The following is an 18,627-nucleotide window of genomic DNA, read 5'->3' on the forward strand; positions in this document are numbered from 1 at the left end:
CTTTTTTGGGGGTCTCGTTATCACAACAAGCCAGATCCCAACTTATTGAATCAAAGCACTTTTCAGAACCAGTTTCCATTGAAGCTGGGGGCCTAACCCCAATTTCACAAACTCGGCATTTACTCAAATCGCGCAGCCGTGAGGAGGAGCGCCCTCCTCAACCACAAAGATACTTACACGAGATCAACCTCTCGCCGCTTCCCTCCTCTGACCAGTTAACCGCCTCGCGGGCCTCCGCGATGGTGTAGCTACGCAGCACATCATCATCCTGGCGCATGCCAATTCCGGGACGGCTTGAGGTGACGATGTAGTCGCCTATCTCGATATTTCCACCTTCCCCACAAACCAGGATCTGACCTTCCCCCAAGGCGTTCATAATGCCAGCGGTATATGTGTCCTCCAGCTCCGCAAACTCGTCGTCCGTCATGTCAAAGTGTTCCGGGTTAATGGCGGTGGCGGAAACGTAAACGCCCGCCTTGCCACGCTGCCGCGGCTTCGATGACAGGCGCACTTCGTGCAGCACGTTGGATAAATCCCGGCGGTTGATAATCCCGCCATAGACCAGGATTTGTCCCGGCTTGGGATTGCTGCCGGTACGCAATAAGCAGTCGTGCGCGCCAGTGAAAGGCCCATAGCCGCCAAAGTTGGCGTAAACCGCGTACTTGCTCCCCTGCGCATTCACCCCTACCCCGCCGGCGCTGCTCGCCTTCACGCCAACGGATATCGGATCGTGCGACATGTTGAGCGCGTATATCGCCGGACTGGTCCGTGCGGTCTGGGACTCATGCACCGCAAACAGCGGCATGCCCGTATTCGATTGCGCCATGATCGCGACCGTATCATTGGAGTGCGCCAATATCCCCGCCCGACGGTTGCCCGGATTCAGGTTCCCCACTTGCATCACATACTTGTCGCCTCCGACCGGTCGTATGCCGATACTCGCCAGTTCCTGAATCGATCCGTCTCCCTGATCGCCGTAGAAGTGGGCTTCATTGGTGGCCGAGGACAAAACTATCCGCTTGCCGCTGCTGGCGGTCTGCATGGTGGACCCCGTTACCGTGGCGCCGGTGATGCTGGTTCCATTGATCGCGCCGCCATTAATGGTGGTTCCCGTGATGTTCGTCCCTTGGATCGTGCCGCCGCTAATCGTGGGCGCGCTCAGGCTGACGCTGGCCGCCACGCTGGTGGCCAATACATCCCCGCGCACGGACAGCACGGAGCCGTTCCAGCTTAGGCAGTGATTCGCCGCGCCGGCGTTCAGGGCGAAGTGGCCGTTTCGGTCCATGTAGGTGGTGAAGCGGCTGCCGTTATGAAAGCCAAGGTAGTCCGCCGTCAGGTTCAGGCCCGGCGTAGCGTTATCGGAAAACCGTTGCGGAATGCCCGACACTTGTCCCCAGTCCGCGCCTTTGGTAGCGCCGTCCTGAATGCCTTGCAGCTTGCCGGCTTCCGCTGCGTTGATGGACGACAACGAGTTGGGACGATCCTGCAGGGCGGAATAGCCTTTGCTCCCCGCCGCGATGTTGATCTGACCGAACACTTTGAACGCTTTTTCGGACTGATCCCAGATCGCATAAGAGCCGCTTTGTTCGCTGCCAAGCAGAAGGTCGCCGTTTTCCCTGACCTCGAATATGGGCGCATTGGCGGCGCTAGCCTCCAGCACGTTGTAATAGCCGTCGCGTTTGAGCGGACCCAGGATCACTTGGGAGCCGCCGTATTCGCTGACGACATTGCCGCGCACGATCAGGTTGTCGCCGTCGCTCAGTTCACCCGCCGGGTTAAAGGCCTCCGTCTTGAAACTGAACTCCGGGGTCAACTCGCCGTCGCCGAACTCATCCGCGCCCAGTAACCGGAAATAATAGGTGGTGTCCGGCTGGAGCCCTTCATGGATAACCGGGTTGGTGTAGCCGTCATACACCAGGTTATCCGGACTGGGCGTAAAGCCTTTCACCGTTGATCGGTAGACTTTGATGGATTTGAAATCCGGGTCAGTGATCTCCGTCAGATAGGTGCGCGCCGTGCTGATCCCGGCGACCGTATTGTTGACGGTTACCTTGGGCGCCGGGTTGGACACGCTGATAACAGCCGTTTGCCCGGTCTGGTTCTGTTTCCCCCAGGGGCGCACGCTCAGGCCAATATCTCGGCTATTGCCGTCCTCCAGGTTCATATTGCCGGTGTAGGTGTAGCTTCTACCGGGTATGTACTCCCGGCGCACCTGCAGGCCTTTGTGGTAGACGGTTATCTCGTAGAAGGCGAAGTGCGGCGGCTCTTGGTAGCCAGAGCCATAGTAAATATAGAAGTGCGCATCCCTGCCCATAAAGTGATTGGCCTCTTGTCCTCGATCCACCAACATCACTTTGGGCGTCACCAGAGGCAAGGCTTCATGCACATCAGGCGAACCTGTTTCAATGCGCGAAACCGTGGCTGACGTAGCGGCGTAGTTGGCGGAGCGTTTGCCCGACTTGCTCACGCCGAAGGCGCGGAAGTAATACGTCTTACCATCGCTCACCAGTTGCAGCGTCAGCTCCGGCGACGCCGCCCCCAGGTCCGTCCAGCCTGCGCCGTCCGCCCGTCGATACTGGAAGAAAGCATGGCTATAGCTGGGATCGTCGGGCGGAACGGCGCTTAATTCCAGGGTGGAGATATTGCCGTCCGGCGTACGCGGCGTATTCGCCGACTCCGTGACAGTGATACGCAGCGGCTTTTTCGGAATCTCTTCCATAACGACAGGCGGCTGATAGCCGGACAGGATCTGCACGCGATGCCAGGACTCCGCCATATTGGGCGCTTGCCCGGTCGCCTTGGTCAGAAAACCGCGCACGGCGTTCTCACGTTCTGGCCCTAAGTAATTCCCCACGTAGACGGAGGCGACCGCCTTGTCGATCCCCTCGAAAGACGGGTCCCAGCTTGCGCCGACGGTATCATTCTGATGCTTACGACCCTGGATAAGGTAAACGCCGTCTTGCACCGGGCTCAGGCCGTAGCGCGCCGCACTGTTGCCCAGGGTGACGTTGGGCGGGTTGTACTTGCCGTCAACGAGGTAATACACCGCGCCGGGCGCACCGCCGGCGCCGCTGCCGGATTTGAGGTAGGCTTGCGGGTCCATATCCCCGCCGATCTGGCGCGGGCTGCCCAGTTCTCCGTCCTCGCCGCTGGTGTCCACCCGTCCATTGGCGCCCAGGTCAATCCCGCGCGCCACCACCAGCAATCCGGCGCCGCCTGCGCCCCCACGTCCGCCGGGCGTTTCTCCCTTATTGCCGCCGTAGCGGTTGACGGCCGCGCCGCCGCCATGGCCGCCGTTGCCGCGAATATCCGCCGGCAAGCCCTGCAGCTGACCTTGCGCATTCACGGTCAGGTTAAGGTAAGCGACGTTATCCTGTGCGGCGCGGGCGTTGATCCCGCCGCGGTTGTTGGCGGACTCAAAGCGGCGGCGGTCTCCCGTCCCAAGGCCGAAGACAATCCCGTCCCCCGCCACCGTGGAGCCGATACCGGTTAGCGCCACAGACTGTCCGCCAGCGACTCCCGCGATGCCTCGGCCTTTACCGTCCACCGTTCCGTTGATCTGTAGAAAGCCTTTGACCCTCAGTTGCACGTTGCCGGACAACATCACCGTCACGCCCGCGTCCACGGTTAAATCCCGGTCGCAGAAGTAAACGGACTGAGTCAGGTCCGCCCCGCCAGTCAGGTGAATGTCGCCCACGATGCGCACCTGCGTATCGGTAACCAGCACTTTGCCAGGATAATTAGTCGCGTTGATCGCCACGCCGGCGGCGCTGTACCACGCATCCGGCAGCGCCGCGCCATTCTGATCCGGCGGCAAGGCGCCCGCCGGTTGCGAGGAGCCCAGCAAGGCCAGCTTCACCCGCCCCGTGACCCAGTCCGTGGTGATCTGCTGGATCTCAAAGTTACGGTCCAGGCGTCCGTCCGCCATGAAGCCGGTGAAGTCCTGCACATGCTCCAGATTAACGCGAACGATGTCCCCCACTTCCAGATCGTGATTGTCCATGTCGGCCACGACATCGAGGAGCAAAGGCGGCCCGGCGTATGCGTCGCGCAAGGCGTCGAACTGATGCTTGATGGCGGAATAGGCGTGGCGGGAGCTATGCAGGGTTTTAAACTTCAGCTCTTTCAGGTCTGACGCGCCATGGGTGGCGATGGAATCCGGGTCCACCAGGACATTGGCGCGGCGGTACTCTTTTTTGTCCGGGTCATAATGCCAGTGGATGGCGATCTGATTGATGATCGCGCCCATGTCGTGGCGTAGCGCGTTCACCTTCAGCAGGTTGCTGGCGTTCAGCTCACGCACGTAAGCGCCGCTGGACATGATCGCCGTGCGACGACGCAGCCCCATTTCGCCGTTGGCGTAGATCGGCGAGAACGCGCCCATCATCAACAGCAGTTGCTCCTCAATGTATTTCTTGCCGTCGATCTTGGTTTGACCGCGCACCACCGCCGGCAAGCCTTTGTCTGCGTCCGTAGTGTCCCAGAGGTCTGCGCCGATATTGATAAAGTCGGACGTGCGCACATACTGCGGATCAACGCCCAGGTGCCAATGCTCCGGGTAGCGCTTACCGGGATAGCCATAGATATAACCGGTCAGCAATCCATACAGCAGCATGGGCGCCGGCTGCTCGATGTAGACGTATTCCTCCACCTGCGGCGCGTTGTCGGCGTTGGTGTCCTCGGACTTTTTCACCGTCGCGACCAGATGTTTGGTTCCCAGTGCGCCCCACTCGCAGCCCCAAAAGGCGGTGGGGGTTGTGTATTTGTAACGCACGATGCAACCGTTGGGCATCTTGAGATAACCGACAGTTCGGTTCGGCGCATCGGTAATGCCGCTGCCTCGCGGTTGATACACCGGCGCAAACCCTTCCGTGGAATACACTTGAATCACATCGTTATTCCCCACGGCGGACGCCGCCAAGCCGACTTTTTTAACGTCGAAGATATCCTTACGCAGCGTGCGTTGCACATCGGCGCAGCGAAAAGAATACACGCCGTTCAGGATCTCGGCGTCCTCGATGATCTGCGTGGCCACCAGCACAAAGTCCGACCACGCCAAACCACGCTCGCCGACCCAGACGCGCACGCGTTTGCCGCGCAGGCCCTTGCCATCCTCCAGCTTGGCTTTTTGCAGCGCGCTCAGGTTGTGGTCCAGCGCTTCAAACTCCAGGCTACCGATGGACGCCAAGCCTTTGTCGGGTTGGATTTTTTGCGATGTGCCGGACAAAGTGCGGGCGTTCAGCACGCCGTCATACACTACGCCGGATAAACCCGTTACCGGGCCGCTGGTCAGATACACCACGTCCTCGTTGGCGCGGTCGAACGACAGCTCAACGACATAGACGGGCGACACGCTCTCGCCGCTCCAGGCGGAGACGAATTCGCTATTAGTGACTCTCATGAAGAGCAATACCTAATTTAATATTTCAATAACGGGGCACTAACACTGCCGCCGAGTTATAGATGTGATGAATATAGATGTGGGGATATTTGAAGCTGAAAGCCACCAAACTATTGGCAGCCTTAAGAACATTTAGAGAAAGAGGCCAGCTAACATAACCGGCCATTAAATTTCAAAATATTAGAAAGTAAATAAACAACATGAAGCACTTAGCGCAAGGCGATTTAAAGGTCAAACAACATCCTCTAACAATTGAGAAGATGCGACAACATAAATATGTATATTAAAAAATTTACCATTTCCACCTACAGACGCATAAAGCTTACCTACAACTAAGTAGGCTCTTCCGACAGAAATCAAATTTGCAATACTTTCGTTATTAGTTTTAATGCGCGGAATCACTTTTGGAGCTCCACCTTTCCCCCCTATACATTGAATATCAAAATATCCATTTTTCCCTTTAGTCGCCTCCCTCTTAGGGTGTACTTTGATGGCTATAGGATACGCAATTTTAGACTCTTTATTCAGCCTTTTTGCAAGCACATCATACCGTTCCTCGTCATAATAGAAGTCTTTCCAATCGATAAATCCCTTATTGTACTGAATCTTCACAAGGTCCTTAAACTCAGATAAATTTCCATTTTCCAGGTTAGCTCTAATTTTAGCCACGCCAGCAGCAGAACGAAAGTAATTGGCAAGTGTTTTTCCGTTATTCACATACCTTGTACGTTCAGTTATATTCTCACATGATGAAGCCTTTTCTCTTTCATCCTCATAATTATTACTATGCTCATATAGCTCATTAACAAGCATATTCATCCTGAATATAAAGCTGCCATCAGGTTGACATTCGAGCAAAAGAGGGCCGTTTTCTACAGCCTTGGAACTAGCGACCAATTGTTCAAGCGCACCTCGTGGAGTGTTTAAGCAACTATTTGCATGATGCTGACTCTCATTTTTAAGTCTAAGATATGCGGAAACATAGTAGTCTGAATTCCTCCTTGTGTGCTCATCTACATATGTTACTAATGCTTCACAGTAGCTGCATTTTAAATTTCCTCGGTCGTCCTTACTTAGCTTTTCAATAGGATATACTTTGTCACCAGTTGTCAACTTCCTGGCAGATACCATTTTTAATCCCTGACCCAAAATCATACTCCTATCTCTTGATATATATAGGAGTATTAACACACAAAGACAAAACACCCAATCAGCCATTTGGACCATTTCATCTTATTGGATTTATCTTACCCTTATGTGAGTTTCAGTTTGAACATATATTTAAAGTAAGTGGTCGTGCCATAGCGTTCCTCTTTCCAGGTGATCGGGTCCAGCATAGCGGGCTGCAGAGGGCTCACCCGGTCGCCATGCAGGCTGACCATAAAACTCTCCCCGCCACTGACAGACCCTAAAAACTCCCGCATTTCCGCTATTTGCTCCGGTTGGTTCATGTACACGGTGGCGATGTCATAGGTCTGATCGATACGGTGAAGCAGCGTTTTCGATTTGCCGCTGAGCGCCGTGGTCGTCTGCGCCTCAATCTGCGCATCAAAATCACAGCGCGTCAGTTTCACGTCGATCCAGTAATTGCCGCCGGCGACATGGCCGGGCGCGATAAAGCGCCTTGCGATATATTCAACGTACATTAGAGCCCTCTTAGTTGTTGGCCGTTGCGGCTGTTCGCTTCCACGATGACGATGTCTTTCTTGCTGACAATATCCCGCAGGTGCGGCGCGATGGCGTCGGCGATCAAATAGGGGTCACCATTCACGGCGCCGTTAAACTGAAAAATGATCTGCGCGCCCTCGCCTTTGCCGCCGGCGGGTCCGCTGGGGATCGTGGGTTGCGGCGGCTGGTAGGTGTTGGGCGGCGCTCCGCCTCCGCCGGCGCTGACGGTTCCGCCTCCGCCAAACTTCTGCGATTTCAGTTTTTGAATTTGCACAGCGGTGGCGATCACAGACGTGGCCGCGAACGCGGCGCCCACAATAGGACCGCCGATCTGCGCGCCTTTGTTGTAGGAATGCACCGCCGCTTCATAACCCGCCACCAGAGCGTTGGCGATGGCCGCCTTTTTGCCGATCTCAAACAGCTTCTTGCTTTTCGTGTCCATCAAGGTGGAGAGGTTGCCCAGCATGCCGGTCATGACAGACACCCGCTCCTGATGCTCCGCCTCCGCCAGGGCTTTACGTTTGCCTTTCTCCCGTTCCTCGATCTCCGTCAGCGTGGCTTGATGCTGCGCGGACAGCTCGCCCAACAACTCCATATGCTGGGTTTGGGTTAACAGTTTTTCGTCCAACGCCTCCTGCAGCATGTCCCGCCGACGTTCGTAGGATTCCCGTTCCGCCTCTTCCTCGGTCAGCAGGGATTCACGGATGCTTTCGACGTTGCCGCGTATTTCGTTCTGACGCTGCAGCGCTGCGTTGGCTTCCTCCTGGGCCGCCTTCACCCGTTGTAGGTTGTCCGCCACGGTGGCGGTAACGCCTTGGTAGTCCTGAAGGGTGACGACGCTCTCGCCCAGCGTCACCTTGAACTTTTCCGTCTCCTGATCCGCCGCCGCCATCTCCGCGAAAATGTCGCCCGTGGCGCCGCGCAGGTTCTCCTGCATGTTGTAGAGCTCGGCGTCGACTTGCGCCACATCATCGGAAAGCTTGCCCAGGTAGTAGGTCGCCACTCGGATAAACTCAATCACGCTAGCGCTGACCTCCAAGGCGCCAGCGGCGAGCAACCGCACCGCCTGCCCGCCCAGCTTGGCGGCATCCGGCAATACGTCACCCAAAAAGTGGGCGACTTGCTCGATGGTCGGCCCCAGCGCTACGGCCATATTGTTGGTCATGCCCGTCAGCGCCGCGTTCATCTTGATGATGGCGGCATTGGCGGCGGTGGCCTGGGTCGCAAAGCGGGTGCTGATGGTATTGCCGGTGCGGTCGGACTCCTCGCCCATGGCTCGTATGGCGGCGCTGCCGCCCTCCATTGTTTGCAGTAGGGCGACGCCTTCGGAGTCCAACAGTTTCATGGCGAGGCGGACCCGGTCCGACTTCGCCGGCACTTCCGCCAGCGCGTCCGCCAGCACTTCAAATTGCTGCTCGGGTCGCAGTTGCTGAAGGTTCTGCGCGGATAACCCCAGGGCTTTGATTGCGCCAATGGCTTCGCCGCTGCCTGCGGCCGCCTCGGCGATGCGTCGGGTCATGCGCTGCAGGCCGGTTTCCAATGTGCCGACGGATACGCCCGACAACTGGGCCGCGTAAGCGAGACGGCTCAGTCCTTCCACGCTCACGCCCAGGCGCACGCTTAAGTCGCCCAGATGGTTGGCCGCATCCAGACTGCCTTTGATAACGCCGCCAAACACGCCCGCCGTAGCGATGGTGGCCAGCGTCGTGAACATCTTGCCGGCATTGTTGGCCGCTGACGCGGTGCGCTCCAGATGCTTGTTGACGCTGCGCAAGCCGTCTTCGACCTTGGCCGTCGCAAGGCGTAGATCAATAGATAGCGCGCCAATCATTTCTTGGCTCATAAGCGACCTGTAGGGATTACGAAATAGAAGGGTTAGGCGTCGCGCCAGGCGTCGCCGAATAGGAGGTGTTTCAGTGCGTCCGACCGCTCAGCGCTGCTCTGGCGCTCACGTTCGAATTGCTCGGCGTAGGCGTCCAGGGATTCGTAAGCCATCCACTCGGCCAACTCGGCGGAGTCGATCTCTTGCAGGAGGGCCTTAACCGTCTTGCCCAACTTGGCGGCGAGGTAGAAGTAAAACCGGCGCTCGGGCCGGCTCAGGAGTTTTTTGCGGCGTCCTCCACTTCGCCCTGAGTCAGGCGATTGAGACGGGCGGCGACATGGTAGACGCGATCCAGGGCGGCGCAGGATTTCGCGCCCAGGGCTTTAACGTCGCTCTCGCTGAATAAGCGCTCGCCTTTGTCATCCACCAGACAGACCGCCACCAGCTTGGCGCGGATATTGGTCAGGTCGCGTTGCGCCGTTCCATCCGGGGCCAAGCGAATCAGCGAGCCTTCGTAATCGTCGCGGGCAGCGCCGCTCATCAGCGCAACCCGCACGGTCCCGCCCCACTCCGGCACGTCCACATCGACAGACTCGATATCCTGCGCCGCCAGAATCTGGGCTTTGTTTAAATAACTCATTTAGGTTCCTCGTTTATGGCTTCGCGAAAGTGGGTTTACCGGTGATGCGCAGCGCGGCGGAGCCTTCCACCATGCCGCTGATGCCTCCACTCAAACTGGTGGCGTTCTTCACATAGGCTTTGAATGTAGCGGTGGTCAGGTCGGGAAACGTGATCTTGACGGTCTTTAAAGCTCCAGACAGCTCGGCGGCGCGGACTTCGTTTTGGCCGGGATCGCTATAGTTAATAAACCAGTCCAGAGAGAAAGAGCCCCAATCGCGCTTGCCTAAAAAGAACTCGGACGCCTCGCTGGATAAGTCCGTGTTGTCGATTTCGGGGCGCTCCCCATCAAAACCAGAGAAAGATTTAACTCCGGTCACCTCAATGTCAGGCGCGCCGGCGGTCGTACCGTCGATTTCAATTTTGGTTCCGTCGGCGGGCATTTTCGCCATGGTCAGTCCTCGTAAAAGGTAAATGAATAATCCAGCCTCAGCCGGTGGAGCTGGGCCGCGTCGTCGTACTCGTAGGTTTTGCCGTTGCGTACAGCGGTGAAATCCTGGCCGCGTGGAGCCAATGCAGCCGTCGCAGCCTTTGCTAACTGCTCCGCCTGCTTGAGCGTCGGCGCCCAGGCGTCGATCTGCGCCCGTTCGCGGCGGCTGCTATCCTCTCCGCCCAGGTCGTTGACGGGATCGTCGCCGACATACAGCAGAGATAGCGCCGGCGTTGCTGCGTGGGGCGGTAGAAAATGTCCATGAATCGCGGACGGCGGAATCAGCGCTCGCACCTCTTCCGCCTTACGCAGCCGCTTCAGCAATCGGGGAATGATCATTCCCGCGTACTCCTTCAGGGTTGATTAATTGCGCTTCGCACGCGCTTGAATAATGGAACGCCACATGCGTTTGCCGGCGGCTTTGACCGCTGCATCCTTGGCGCGCAGAAACGCCGGACGCAGGAAAGGACGCGGGGCAATGCCGGGATGGTTAACGCCGGACACCACCTGCGAACCGATGCGCAGGCGCTTTTTGTTCTTGCGCTTGTTTCTCCCTCGTCCGGTGGTCGGGTTGGGAATGGCGTGCGGCGCGGCGCCGAACTCGATAAAACGGGCGTAGTAGGCTTTGGGATGCACGCCCACGCGACCGGTGTAGCCGCGACCGCTGCGATCCCTACGAAGCTTGTAGCGGATGTGTTTACGCAGGTGGCCGCTTTTTACGGGCGCGCCTTGGCGGATCTCTTTCCTGAACGTTTTGGCCGCTTCGGTCAGCCCGTCCCGCGCCGCCTTGTTGGCCGCCTGCTTGCCGAGTTGTTGTAAGGCTTGGTGCAGCTCGCGCAGGCCGCTGATCTTGACGCCGCTACTCATGATGCCCCCCTGCATCCGCGCACATCAGCACCCATTCTTTATTCGCCTCGTTGGCATTGATGGCGGAATGAATGTCATAGACGCGCCCTTGATAGATCACCCGGTGATCCTGGGACGTGAGCCCAGCCAGCCCCAGCTCCCAGCGCAGCACCATGCGGGTGGTCAGCTCAGCGCGGGGACCGCTGGCGGCCAGGAACTCCCGACCGGACAGCGGCTCCACGCCCGCCCAGCGCGTGGCGACTTCTCGCCAGCCCTGCACGGTTTCGCCGTACTCATCCTGAGTCGTGTCATTAACCTGTATGGTCACCCGTCGCCGTAGTCGTCCCGCTCTCATAGCCTGCGAATCCGTAGCAAATCCAGCAGCGCTTTGGAGCACAGCGGTACTTGCGAGACCGTCGCCGCCGTCTGGTCCTCCCGTTGCTCGTACAGGGTGGCGATGATCATTTTTATGGCGTGCTTGGCCAGCTCGGGAATGCTCTCGCCTTCCGCCAGGGAAAGGCCTGAATATTCCTCCGCCAGATTGCGCGCCACGGCGATCAACGCTGTGATGTAGGCGTCTTCTTCCTCGTGCTCAACCCGTAGATGCTGCTTGGCTTCCTCTAAGGTGATGGGGGCCATTACGCCCCCTTACTCAAGGTCAGCACCTTGATGGCGTTGGAGTCGACCAACATGCCGCCCACCCGCTTCGTGGTGTAGAAGTGAACGAAGGGTTTATGGGTGTAGGGATCGCGCAGCATGCGCGCGCCAATACGGTCCACAATCGAATAGCCGCGCATGAAGTCGCCAAACAAGATAGCGTTAGCATCCGCCGCCACTTCCGGCATGTCCTCGTTCTCTTCAATGCCGTAACCCAACAGCAAGGAGGGTTGTCCCGCCTCGATGCCGGGGCGCCACATGTAGTTGCCCTCCGCGTCCTTGAACTTGCGCACCTTCTCCACCGTGGTTCCGGTCATCATCCAGCTGGCGTTGCGGCGAAACGCTTTCTTGAGACGGTAGATCACGCTTAGCAGGTTATCCGCGTTGAAGTCACCCGCCTTGCCGCTGATCACTCGTTGCAGCTTGCCGAACTCGCGGGAGGCGTCCGGGGCGGTGTCCATGGAGTAAGCCAGGATGCCTTTCGGTTTGCCCACGCCATCGCCATTCAGAAAGGCGTCGGCTTCACGGTCGACGAACTCTTGCGCCACCTCGTCGGCGATCCACTGCTCAACGTTGAAATACACATCGTCCAGCGCCTTTTGGGTCGTAGCGGGATTCGCGTAAATCTCACCCATGAAGGCTTCAATCTGCGCCAGTTTGGGCGTGTTGGTTTCCGGGCGGGCGTCGGTCTCGCCCACCCAGCCGGAACCAGCGCCGCCCAGGTTAACCAAACGTTTGTAGCCGTCCGTGGACACTTGGATATTTCGGCACAGCGCCCGCATCGGCGACAGCTCGCGCTCCAGCTCCAGGATCTGGCGATCCAGCTCCTCCGGTACGCCAAAGCCGCCGTCCTGATTCGCCCCCAGGTTGACGGCCTTGGCCTCGATGCCAGCGGCGTTGTTCTTGCGCATCCACTGGTCGATAAAGTGTTTGCGGTATTCCGCATCGCCCTCCACGGTCCCGGGGCGGTTCTGCTTTTTATAAAGGCCGTCCAGCTCCTTTTTCAGGGCCTCCAGCTCGCTAAGCTGGGCGTTGAGTTTGTCGGTTTTCTCGGTGAGTTTGATTACCTCCGCCTTGGTGGCTTCCAGGCTGGAGTCATTCGCCGCCTTGAACTCAGTGAAGCGGCTAGACAGTTCTTCCGCTACGTCTTGGATGTCTTGTAATGCAACTGGCATAAATAGAAAGTTCCTTAGTTAAACAGGGTTTGCAGGGATTTGATTGTGGCCAAGGCTTGTGCGTGCTCGGCGTCTCGTTGGCGGTGTTTGACTTGCGCAATGCGCGCCTCGTCATTGGCGGGGAAAGTCACCAGGGACACTTCCCACAAGTCGATTTCTTTAATTAAAAACGCATCTTTGGCGCTGTCGTATTCCACGCCATGACTGGGGACGGAGTAACCGATAGAGAGACCGGAAATAGAGCCGGCTTTAAGGTGCCCGTAGGCGCGTTTGGCTAACGGGTCATCGTCAATCAGCAAACGCCCGGACAGCTTCAGGCCGTGCTCGTCTTCCTCCATGGCGGTATAGACGCCGATAGGTTCATCCATGCGGTGCTGCCATAACAGCGCAGGCAGGCGGCCTCGTTGTTTCCAGCGCGCCAGGGATGCGTCAAACGCGCCCTTGACCACAATGTCGCTGTAGGAGTCTTTTACTCCGAACACGGAGCCATACCCTTCAAACTCGCCAGAGTCGGACAGGGATTTAATCTTTAATGGAAAATCTAACTTCTGCTTATTCAGCACTCTCAGCCTCTCCCGTGGGTTGTCCGTTAACGGCCATGTTCAATGGCGTCAGGTAGGTGTCGCCGCCCTCCCTGGGGTTCATGTCCTCCAGGATGCGGACTTCGTTCGGACTCATGACGCCGTTTTGAATCATGGCTGTGTAGTATTCGCTACGGGTCTTCATGTCGCCGCGCATCAGGGCGTTGATGTTGAACTTGGCGAAGTGGGCGACGTGTTCTTTGTCTGAGAGCAGCGCCTTGTTAATGCGCTTCTCGATGCGGGTGCAGTACGGGATTAATGAATGCCGCGCAAAGGCGAGGTCTTGGTGTTCAATGTTGCTGAAGGTCGCCCGCTCCAGGTCGCCGATCATGTGCGGCGGCACCCGGAAAAAGCCGGCGATCTCGGAGCGCTGAAACTTGCGGGTTTCCAAGAATTGCGAATCTTCCGCCGTCATCGACACCTGCAGCCACTTCAAGCCGCCGTCGAGGATCATCTCGCGGTTCTGGTTGGCGACGCCGCGGTGCAGCTCCATCTCCTGTTTCAGGCGCTCGTATTGTTTATCTGTCAGCGCGTGATCGGTGGAGAGCACGCCGGAGGGTTTCGCGCCATGGGCGAACAGTGTGGAGCCGTGTTTTTCGGTCGCCTTGGCCAGCCCCAGGCAGTGGCGGTTGTATTGAATTGGGTTCAATCCTGTTAAGCCGTCCAGGCTCCATAAGCGGATATGCAGCACCTCCTCCGCCGGCAGCGTGCGCACAGGGCCGCTTTTAAACTGCACGTCATAGGTCAGTTCATATTCGTTGGACAATTTCGGCGTCACTGCATCCGGGGCCATGGGCAGCAGCTCCAACACCCTGCCCGACGCCGTGCGGTTGATGTAGCTGTAATGGTTACCGCGCAAACACAGGTGCGCGACGATCAGTTCTTTATATTCCTGGTCCGTCAGGTAGTCGTTCGGCCCATGCTTTAACAGCGCCTGCAGGGGATGGCCGCTGGCCTTTTCCGAACCGCCGCCGGGCAGTTCCTTAAACAGGTTTAAGGGCAGCATGCCGATTGATTCCGTTAGGACTTTGATGCACGAAAACACGGCGCTGATCTCCGGCGCGTTGCCGGGGGTGATCTGCACACCGGCGTCGGCGTCGTACCATGCGCCCAGCAACTCCGCGAGCTTGGCCGAGCTGTCGATGACGGCGGCGTTCTTACGTTTGAAAATGGAGAACATCAGGCAAACCTTATGCTGGGGCCAGTGGTTTCCGCCGCCAACATAGCGCGGCCCACGGCCATGATGAGCGCGACCGCGCCGTCGATTTTTTTGTCTTTGTGTTCCTTGGTCGGGCGAACGATGTCGTCATCGGCGCCGCCCATATAGCGTCCGACGACGTTGCCCATACACCAGGTTAAAATGGGGTGGCCGTCATGATGAAAACGCCCCGCCGCGATGGCCGCTTCCAGCTCTTTCATGCCGGCGGACATGCCGGAATAGTTCTGCGTGATCTGCACCGGGTTCAGGTTCTCATCGTCCAGGCGGTGCGACAGGTTCAGCGCGCCGTGTGGATCGATGCCGATCTCCGCGATGGGGTGGCGTTGGTTGGTGTCGGTGACCTCCGCCAGCACTTCCAGATAGTCCACTTCCGCGCCATCGGTGGCGGTGAGCGCCCCCAGGTTGACCCACTTCTGATAACGACTGGATAGCTTGCGGTTGTCCGGGTTGTTGACCGTATCCTCGGGCGCCCAGAACACCGGCGAGAGGCAGTAGTAATGCCGACGGGTTCTGCCGTCCTCGTCCATCAGGTCGCGGTAAAACAGTTTGATGAAAGCGTTAAGGTCGAGTTTGCCGGCCAAGTCCAGACCGCCGATACACTCCTGACCTTCGAAGTCTTCCACGCTCAGGCTGGGGTCGTAGCAGCGTTGCCACTGCTCCATGTTGAAGAACGCCGAGCGCGCCGTAACCCAGATATTTAAATGCTTGATCTTGAATATGTTCTGAAAGCGGGCGGAGCGAATCGCTTTTTGCTGCTGACTTTCCAAATACTTTTTATAAACGCTAACGCCCAGATTCGGATTAGCCATGGCCAATACGTCCGGGTCCGCCCAGCGTTCGGGATCATCCACGCCATACATCAGCGCGAACAGCTCGTCATTGGGCGCGACGCCGTCCAGCATCTCTTGCGCTTCGGTCTGCTTGTCGTAGCAAGGGCCTTCGATGTTGTTGCCGGCGGTGGTGATGATAAACGTCAGCGGCTGCCGGCGTGCGCCCTGCCCCGTCACCATGGTCTCGTATAAGTCGGGGGCGTCGTGTTCGTGGTATTCATCGATGAGCGCACAGGACGGACTCGCGCCATCGCCGGGCTTGCCAATGACCGGTTCAAAGCGCGCTTCATCCGCCGGGCGGTTCAGGTTCTTGGCGTTAACGGCAATGCCCTTGGCCTTTTGCAATAACGGCGTGCGCGAGACCATCAGCTTGGCCGGCCTGAACACCTCCCAGGCTTGGCGCTCGTTGGTCGCTCCGCTGTAGACCTCTGCGCCGAACTCGTTATCGCAGGCGAACATATACAGCCCCACGCCGGCGGCGATAATGCTTTTACCGTTCTTCCTTGGCACGCACCAATAGACTTCGCGGAAGCGGCGCAAGTCGTCGGCCTTGCTCTTCCATCCGAAGATGTTGACGAAGCCGAACACCTGCCAGGGCTCCAGCTTGATAAGCTGACGTTTGAACGCCCACTCGCCCTTGGTATGCGGCAGCAGTTCGACGAACTCGCACACCCGCTCGGCCTCTGCCCGGTCGAAGTAATACGGATAGTCCGGATCGCTCTCCTGGGCGAGGTCATCCAGGTAACGCTGGCACGCGAGGCGCGTGTACCGGTACGCAGGGATAGACCCGTCCAGCACGGCGCGGGCGTACCGCGTCGCCGCCTCGACGTGAGGATATTTAGCCGCCATGGATTAACCGAAAATCAGAATTTATCGAAGGGGTTTGATGCGTCTTGATTGCCGCCGCCGGTCAGACGTTGACGGCTGGATGGGTCCAGGCCCAGGAGCGCCCCGAAGGTCGCCAGTTGTTTTAAGGATTCGTTGGCGATAGTGGCCGCCGGGTTTTTCTTCAGGCCGCCGTTTGCGTCAGTGATCGTAATGCCGTATTGCGCCAATTCGCGCTCCGCCTGACGCCAGCGCCCATAGGCGGCGCAGAAGGCTTCCAGGTTATGCACGTCGGTAATGGCGATGATCTTTTGCGCGCACAGCTCCGGGGCGATCAGCTCCCACATGCGGCGCGCGTCGTCGCCCAGCCAGTCCGGGCAGTCGATGTTAGTGATCTGGGAAAACTGGGGTTCGTGGGTGTTGAGTTGACGCTTTCCGGGGTTGCCGGCCAGGAGCTTTTGCGCAACGGGCTTGGGCTTCCGCCCCCGTCCAGCTCTGGTTGCGGTTCCACTCATTGCGTTTATCTGAGTTTAGTATTCGTGAGTATAAAAATGATTCGGGACGCCCGCATATCACGGGTTTGACCCGCCCCTTTACATTTGTTTATAAGCATATTGAGGCCCGGAGTTCTTGGGCATCCAACTAACGGCAAAGTGCAACACTACATTTCTCAGCCTCGATTAAGGAATATTATGAGACTCTCAATCCCTCCTCTTATTGTCCTCTGCCTCTTCATGGGTTTTACCCTTTGGGTCATGGCTGGCGCAGAACAGTCTCTGGTGGCGTTTGGTCTTCAACTCATGTCTAAACCAGATACCGCACAGGTTGTTATCGACCTCTATATACTCGCTTCATTAGCTTGCCTATGGATGTACCAAGATGCGAAAAGTCGTGGGAAAGGTTTCGCTTACGTTCTTCCCTTTTTCATTTTGACTGCCATATTTGTATCTGCTGGACCATTGCTTTATTTGGTGCTGCGTGGCAAGCGAGTGGCGGCCCCACCCACAGCGTGAATCTGAAATTTTTAATTTCGCGGGTATAAAAAAAGACTTAGGGGTGCGGTGTTGGTCGCTCAGGTATCAGAGATTTGACCCGCCCCACCCCTTCCTATTCTCGCTATTTGATCATTTTTTGACCGCAACAACCCATGCTAATCATCTCCCTGATACCACAGCTCTCTACGCTCTAACGGCGTGGCCTCAGGTAATATTGGGTTATCGATAGTGAAAACTTGCCGCTTGGATATCCCTGTCTTTTTTAACAGCTCGGAATGGTAGCGATAAAACAGCGCATCAAATGTTCCATCATATAAGGCTTGATTTAAACCTGCTTCGATAGCATTAGCTAAGGAATGATTTGTTGGTGAAACAAAGTAATAAAGCGCTGTGGGATATCTCAGTAACTTAGTGCCTTCAACTGCTAAACCTTTATCACTATTCGCTTCAGCTTCGCTCCACACCTCAACGACTGAACGCGGGAAGAGGTCTGCCCTCTTTCTAGCCAGCATATCAAAAATTGATTCATAGCTTGGTGACTCTAAAACATTAAACCCATTTAGCTTGAGTATCTCAGTGTCAGGCCAATCATGTCCCTGCACCATCAGAAAACGCTTCAGCTCTTGCAGGGATAAGTCATGGTGGAATCTATCTGCATCCTCTTTATTTATCAGGAATACACGCCAGCCAATCAGTCCCTTGAAAATGGGGATTCGCACAGGTAACAACTCTTTCTCCCGCTGATCTGAGGTCATGCTCCAAACCACATCCACAGCATCTCCCGCACGCAAAAATTGAAGCGCACGGCCCTGTGGCATACGCTGCTTCGTAGCTAATAACCTATAATCAGCACCGGCTGTACTTAAGGCTAAATCAAGGAGTTTCAAGGGATAATCCTGACGCGCATCATTAACTGCTTCAGAGTTTGGGTAACGAACAATTACCAGCTCCGCAAGGGCCTTTGGCGCCGCAGCAAGACACCCAAGGATACAGAGACATAACAGAGCACGCACTTTACTGCTCCTTATCGAAAACTCAGATCTCATCTGCTTTATTCTTTTCCTGTCAATTAGAGCCTACCCACTTTCTTAAAAATATAGAATAGGCTAATAACCTCTACTCTTTAAGTGTCTTTGCCCTATGACGCCACCAACAAATTCCTTGTATATTCCCTTCCCTATCATCGCTACCTTTGGCCTTGGGATAGATGTGATCCACTTCAGTGGCCGCACTGCTTCGCCCAGCCTTAAAGCAAACCTGATACAAGTAACTATCCCGTCTCAGTATTCGCGCCCTATGCTCAAACCGTAACTGCGCTAGGCGTTAGGACCGCCCTTCTGGGAAGCTTGTAGAATAGCGCTCGATCAGATGGCCTAACTTCTCGTTGTACGCCCCCACATAAGCCAATTTTTTTATGATCGTAGACACAGAGTGATCCTTTACCGCAACCATACAAGCTCATCAGTGCACGGCTATCTATGGCATTACTCCAAGTAGCAA

Annotated in this window: 19 protein-coding genes; 1 reads left to right on the forward strand and 18 read right to left on the reverse strand. The window is 56.8% G+C overall.

What is annotated here, in order from left to right; all coding sequences use genetic code 11:
* Positions 1-157: 157 nt before the first annotated feature.
* From AC2IBB_RS20830 to AC2IBB_RS20905, 16 genes are all read right to left on the reverse strand, one after another.
* Complete coding sequence (locus AC2IBB_RS20830; protein WP_486328679.1) at positions 158-5,401, reverse strand: fibronectin type III domain-containing protein; 5,244 nt, start codon at positions 5,399-5,401, stop codon at positions 158-160.
* Positions 5,402-5,632: 231 nt separating this feature from the next.
* The gene (locus tag AC2IBB_RS20835; RefSeq protein ID WP_486328680.1) at positions 5,633-6,556 is read right to left on the reverse strand and encodes a hypothetical protein; all 924 of its coding nucleotides are present in this window, start codon (positions 6,554-6,556) and stop codon (positions 5,633-5,635) included.
* Positions 6,557-6,654: 98 nt separating this feature from the next.
* Positions 6,655-7,047 carry a hypothetical protein gene (locus tag AC2IBB_RS20840; protein ID WP_486328681.1) on the reverse strand — a complete coding sequence of 131 codons (393 nt, stop codon included), beginning with the start codon at positions 7,045-7,047 and terminating at the stop codon, positions 6,655-6,657.
* Positions 7,047-8,912: a hypothetical protein gene (locus AC2IBB_RS20845; protein WP_486328682.1), complete on the reverse strand. Its 1,866-nt coding sequence runs from the start codon at positions 8,910-8,912 to the stop codon at positions 7,047-7,049. Before AC2IBB_RS20845 ends, AC2IBB_RS20840 begins: the two co-directional genes overlap by 1 nt.
* Before the next feature lie 32 nt (positions 8,913-8,944).
* Positions 8,945-9,124: a hypothetical protein gene (locus AC2IBB_RS20850; RefSeq protein WP_486328683.1), complete on the reverse strand. Its 180-nt coding sequence runs from the start codon at positions 9,122-9,124 to the stop codon at positions 8,945-8,947.
* Positions 9,125-9,165: 41 nt separating this feature from the next.
* On the reverse strand, positions 9,166-9,531 hold the full coding sequence (locus AC2IBB_RS20855; protein WP_486328684.1) for a hypothetical protein: 366 nt from the start codon (positions 9,529-9,531) through the stop codon (positions 9,166-9,168).
* Positions 9,532-9,544: 13 nt separating this feature from the next.
* The gene (locus tag AC2IBB_RS20860; RefSeq protein ID WP_486328685.1) at positions 9,545-9,961 is read right to left on the reverse strand and encodes a phage tail protein; all 417 of its coding nucleotides are present in this window, start codon (positions 9,959-9,961) and stop codon (positions 9,545-9,547) included.
* Positions 9,962-9,963: 2 nt separating this feature from the next.
* Complete coding sequence (gene gp17 / locus AC2IBB_RS20865; protein ID WP_486328686.1) at positions 9,964-10,338, reverse strand: tail completion protein gp17; 375 nt, start codon at positions 10,336-10,338, stop codon at positions 9,964-9,966.
* 24 nt (positions 10,339-10,362) lie between these two features.
* Positions 10,363-10,866, reverse strand: coding sequence for an HK97-gp10 family putative phage morphogenesis protein (locus tag AC2IBB_RS20870; protein WP_253938757.1), 504 nt, complete (start codon positions 10,864-10,866; stop codon positions 10,363-10,365).
* A complete protein-coding gene (locus tag AC2IBB_RS20875) occupies positions 10,859-11,200 on the reverse strand; it encodes a phage head closure protein (protein WP_486328687.1) in 342 nt (113 codons plus the stop codon). The genes AC2IBB_RS20870 and AC2IBB_RS20875 overlap by 8 nt, the downstream gene beginning before the upstream one ends.
* Positions 11,197-11,484 carry a head-tail connector protein gene (locus AC2IBB_RS20880; RefSeq protein ID WP_486328688.1) on the reverse strand — a complete coding sequence of 96 codons (288 nt, stop codon included), beginning with the start codon at positions 11,482-11,484 and terminating at the stop codon, positions 11,197-11,199. The genes AC2IBB_RS20875 and AC2IBB_RS20880 overlap by 4 nt, the downstream gene beginning before the upstream one ends.
* Positions 11,484-12,677 carry a phage major capsid protein gene (locus tag AC2IBB_RS20885; RefSeq protein WP_486328689.1) on the reverse strand — a complete coding sequence of 398 codons (1,194 nt, stop codon included), beginning with the start codon at positions 12,675-12,677 and terminating at the stop codon, positions 11,484-11,486. The genes AC2IBB_RS20880 and AC2IBB_RS20885 overlap by 1 nt, the downstream gene beginning before the upstream one ends.
* A 14-nt stretch (positions 12,678-12,691) precedes the next feature.
* Entirely contained in the window at positions 12,692-13,240 is a 549-nt protein-coding gene (locus AC2IBB_RS20890) for an HK97 family phage prohead protease (RefSeq protein WP_486328690.1), read from the reverse strand.
* A complete protein-coding gene (locus tag AC2IBB_RS20895; protein ID WP_486328691.1) occupies positions 13,230-14,438 on the reverse strand; it encodes a phage portal protein in 1,209 nt (402 codons plus the stop codon). Before AC2IBB_RS20895 ends, AC2IBB_RS20890 begins: the two co-directional genes overlap by 11 nt.
* A complete protein-coding gene (locus tag AC2IBB_RS20900; RefSeq protein ID WP_486328692.1) occupies positions 14,438-16,156 on the reverse strand; it encodes a terminase large subunit in 1,719 nt (572 codons plus the stop codon). The genes AC2IBB_RS20895 and AC2IBB_RS20900 overlap by 1 nt, the downstream gene beginning before the upstream one ends.
* 14 nt (positions 16,157-16,170) lie before the next feature.
* A complete protein-coding gene (locus AC2IBB_RS20905; RefSeq protein WP_486328693.1) occupies positions 16,171-16,647 on the reverse strand; it encodes a phage terminase small subunit P27 family in 477 nt (158 codons plus the stop codon).
* Positions 16,648-16,824: 177 nt separating this feature from the next.
* On the opposite strand from AC2IBB_RS20905, the gene AC2IBB_RS20910 reads away from it, so the two are divergent.
* Positions 16,825-17,145 (forward strand): DUF2834 domain-containing protein, encoded by a 321-nt coding sequence (locus tag AC2IBB_RS20910; protein WP_486328694.1) that lies wholly within the window; start codon positions 16,825-16,827, stop codon positions 17,143-17,145.
* Positions 17,146-17,282: 137 nt separating this feature from the next.
* Here AC2IBB_RS20910 and AC2IBB_RS20915 read toward each other — a convergent pair whose 3' ends face one another.
* Together AC2IBB_RS20915 and AC2IBB_RS20920 are read right to left on the reverse strand one after the other, a co-directional pair.
* Positions 17,283-18,140 (reverse strand): substrate-binding periplasmic protein, encoded by an 858-nt coding sequence (locus AC2IBB_RS20915; protein WP_486328695.1) that lies wholly within the window; start codon positions 18,138-18,140, stop codon positions 17,283-17,285.
* Between the two features lie 103 nt (positions 18,141-18,243).
* Positions 18,244-18,345 (reverse strand): hypothetical protein, encoded by a 102-nt coding sequence (locus AC2IBB_RS20920; RefSeq protein WP_486333982.1) that lies wholly within the window; start codon positions 18,343-18,345, stop codon positions 18,244-18,246.
* Between the last annotated feature and the right edge of the window lie 282 nt (positions 18,346-18,627).

This window comes from Hahella sp. NS-SX17, assembly GCF_057367735.1.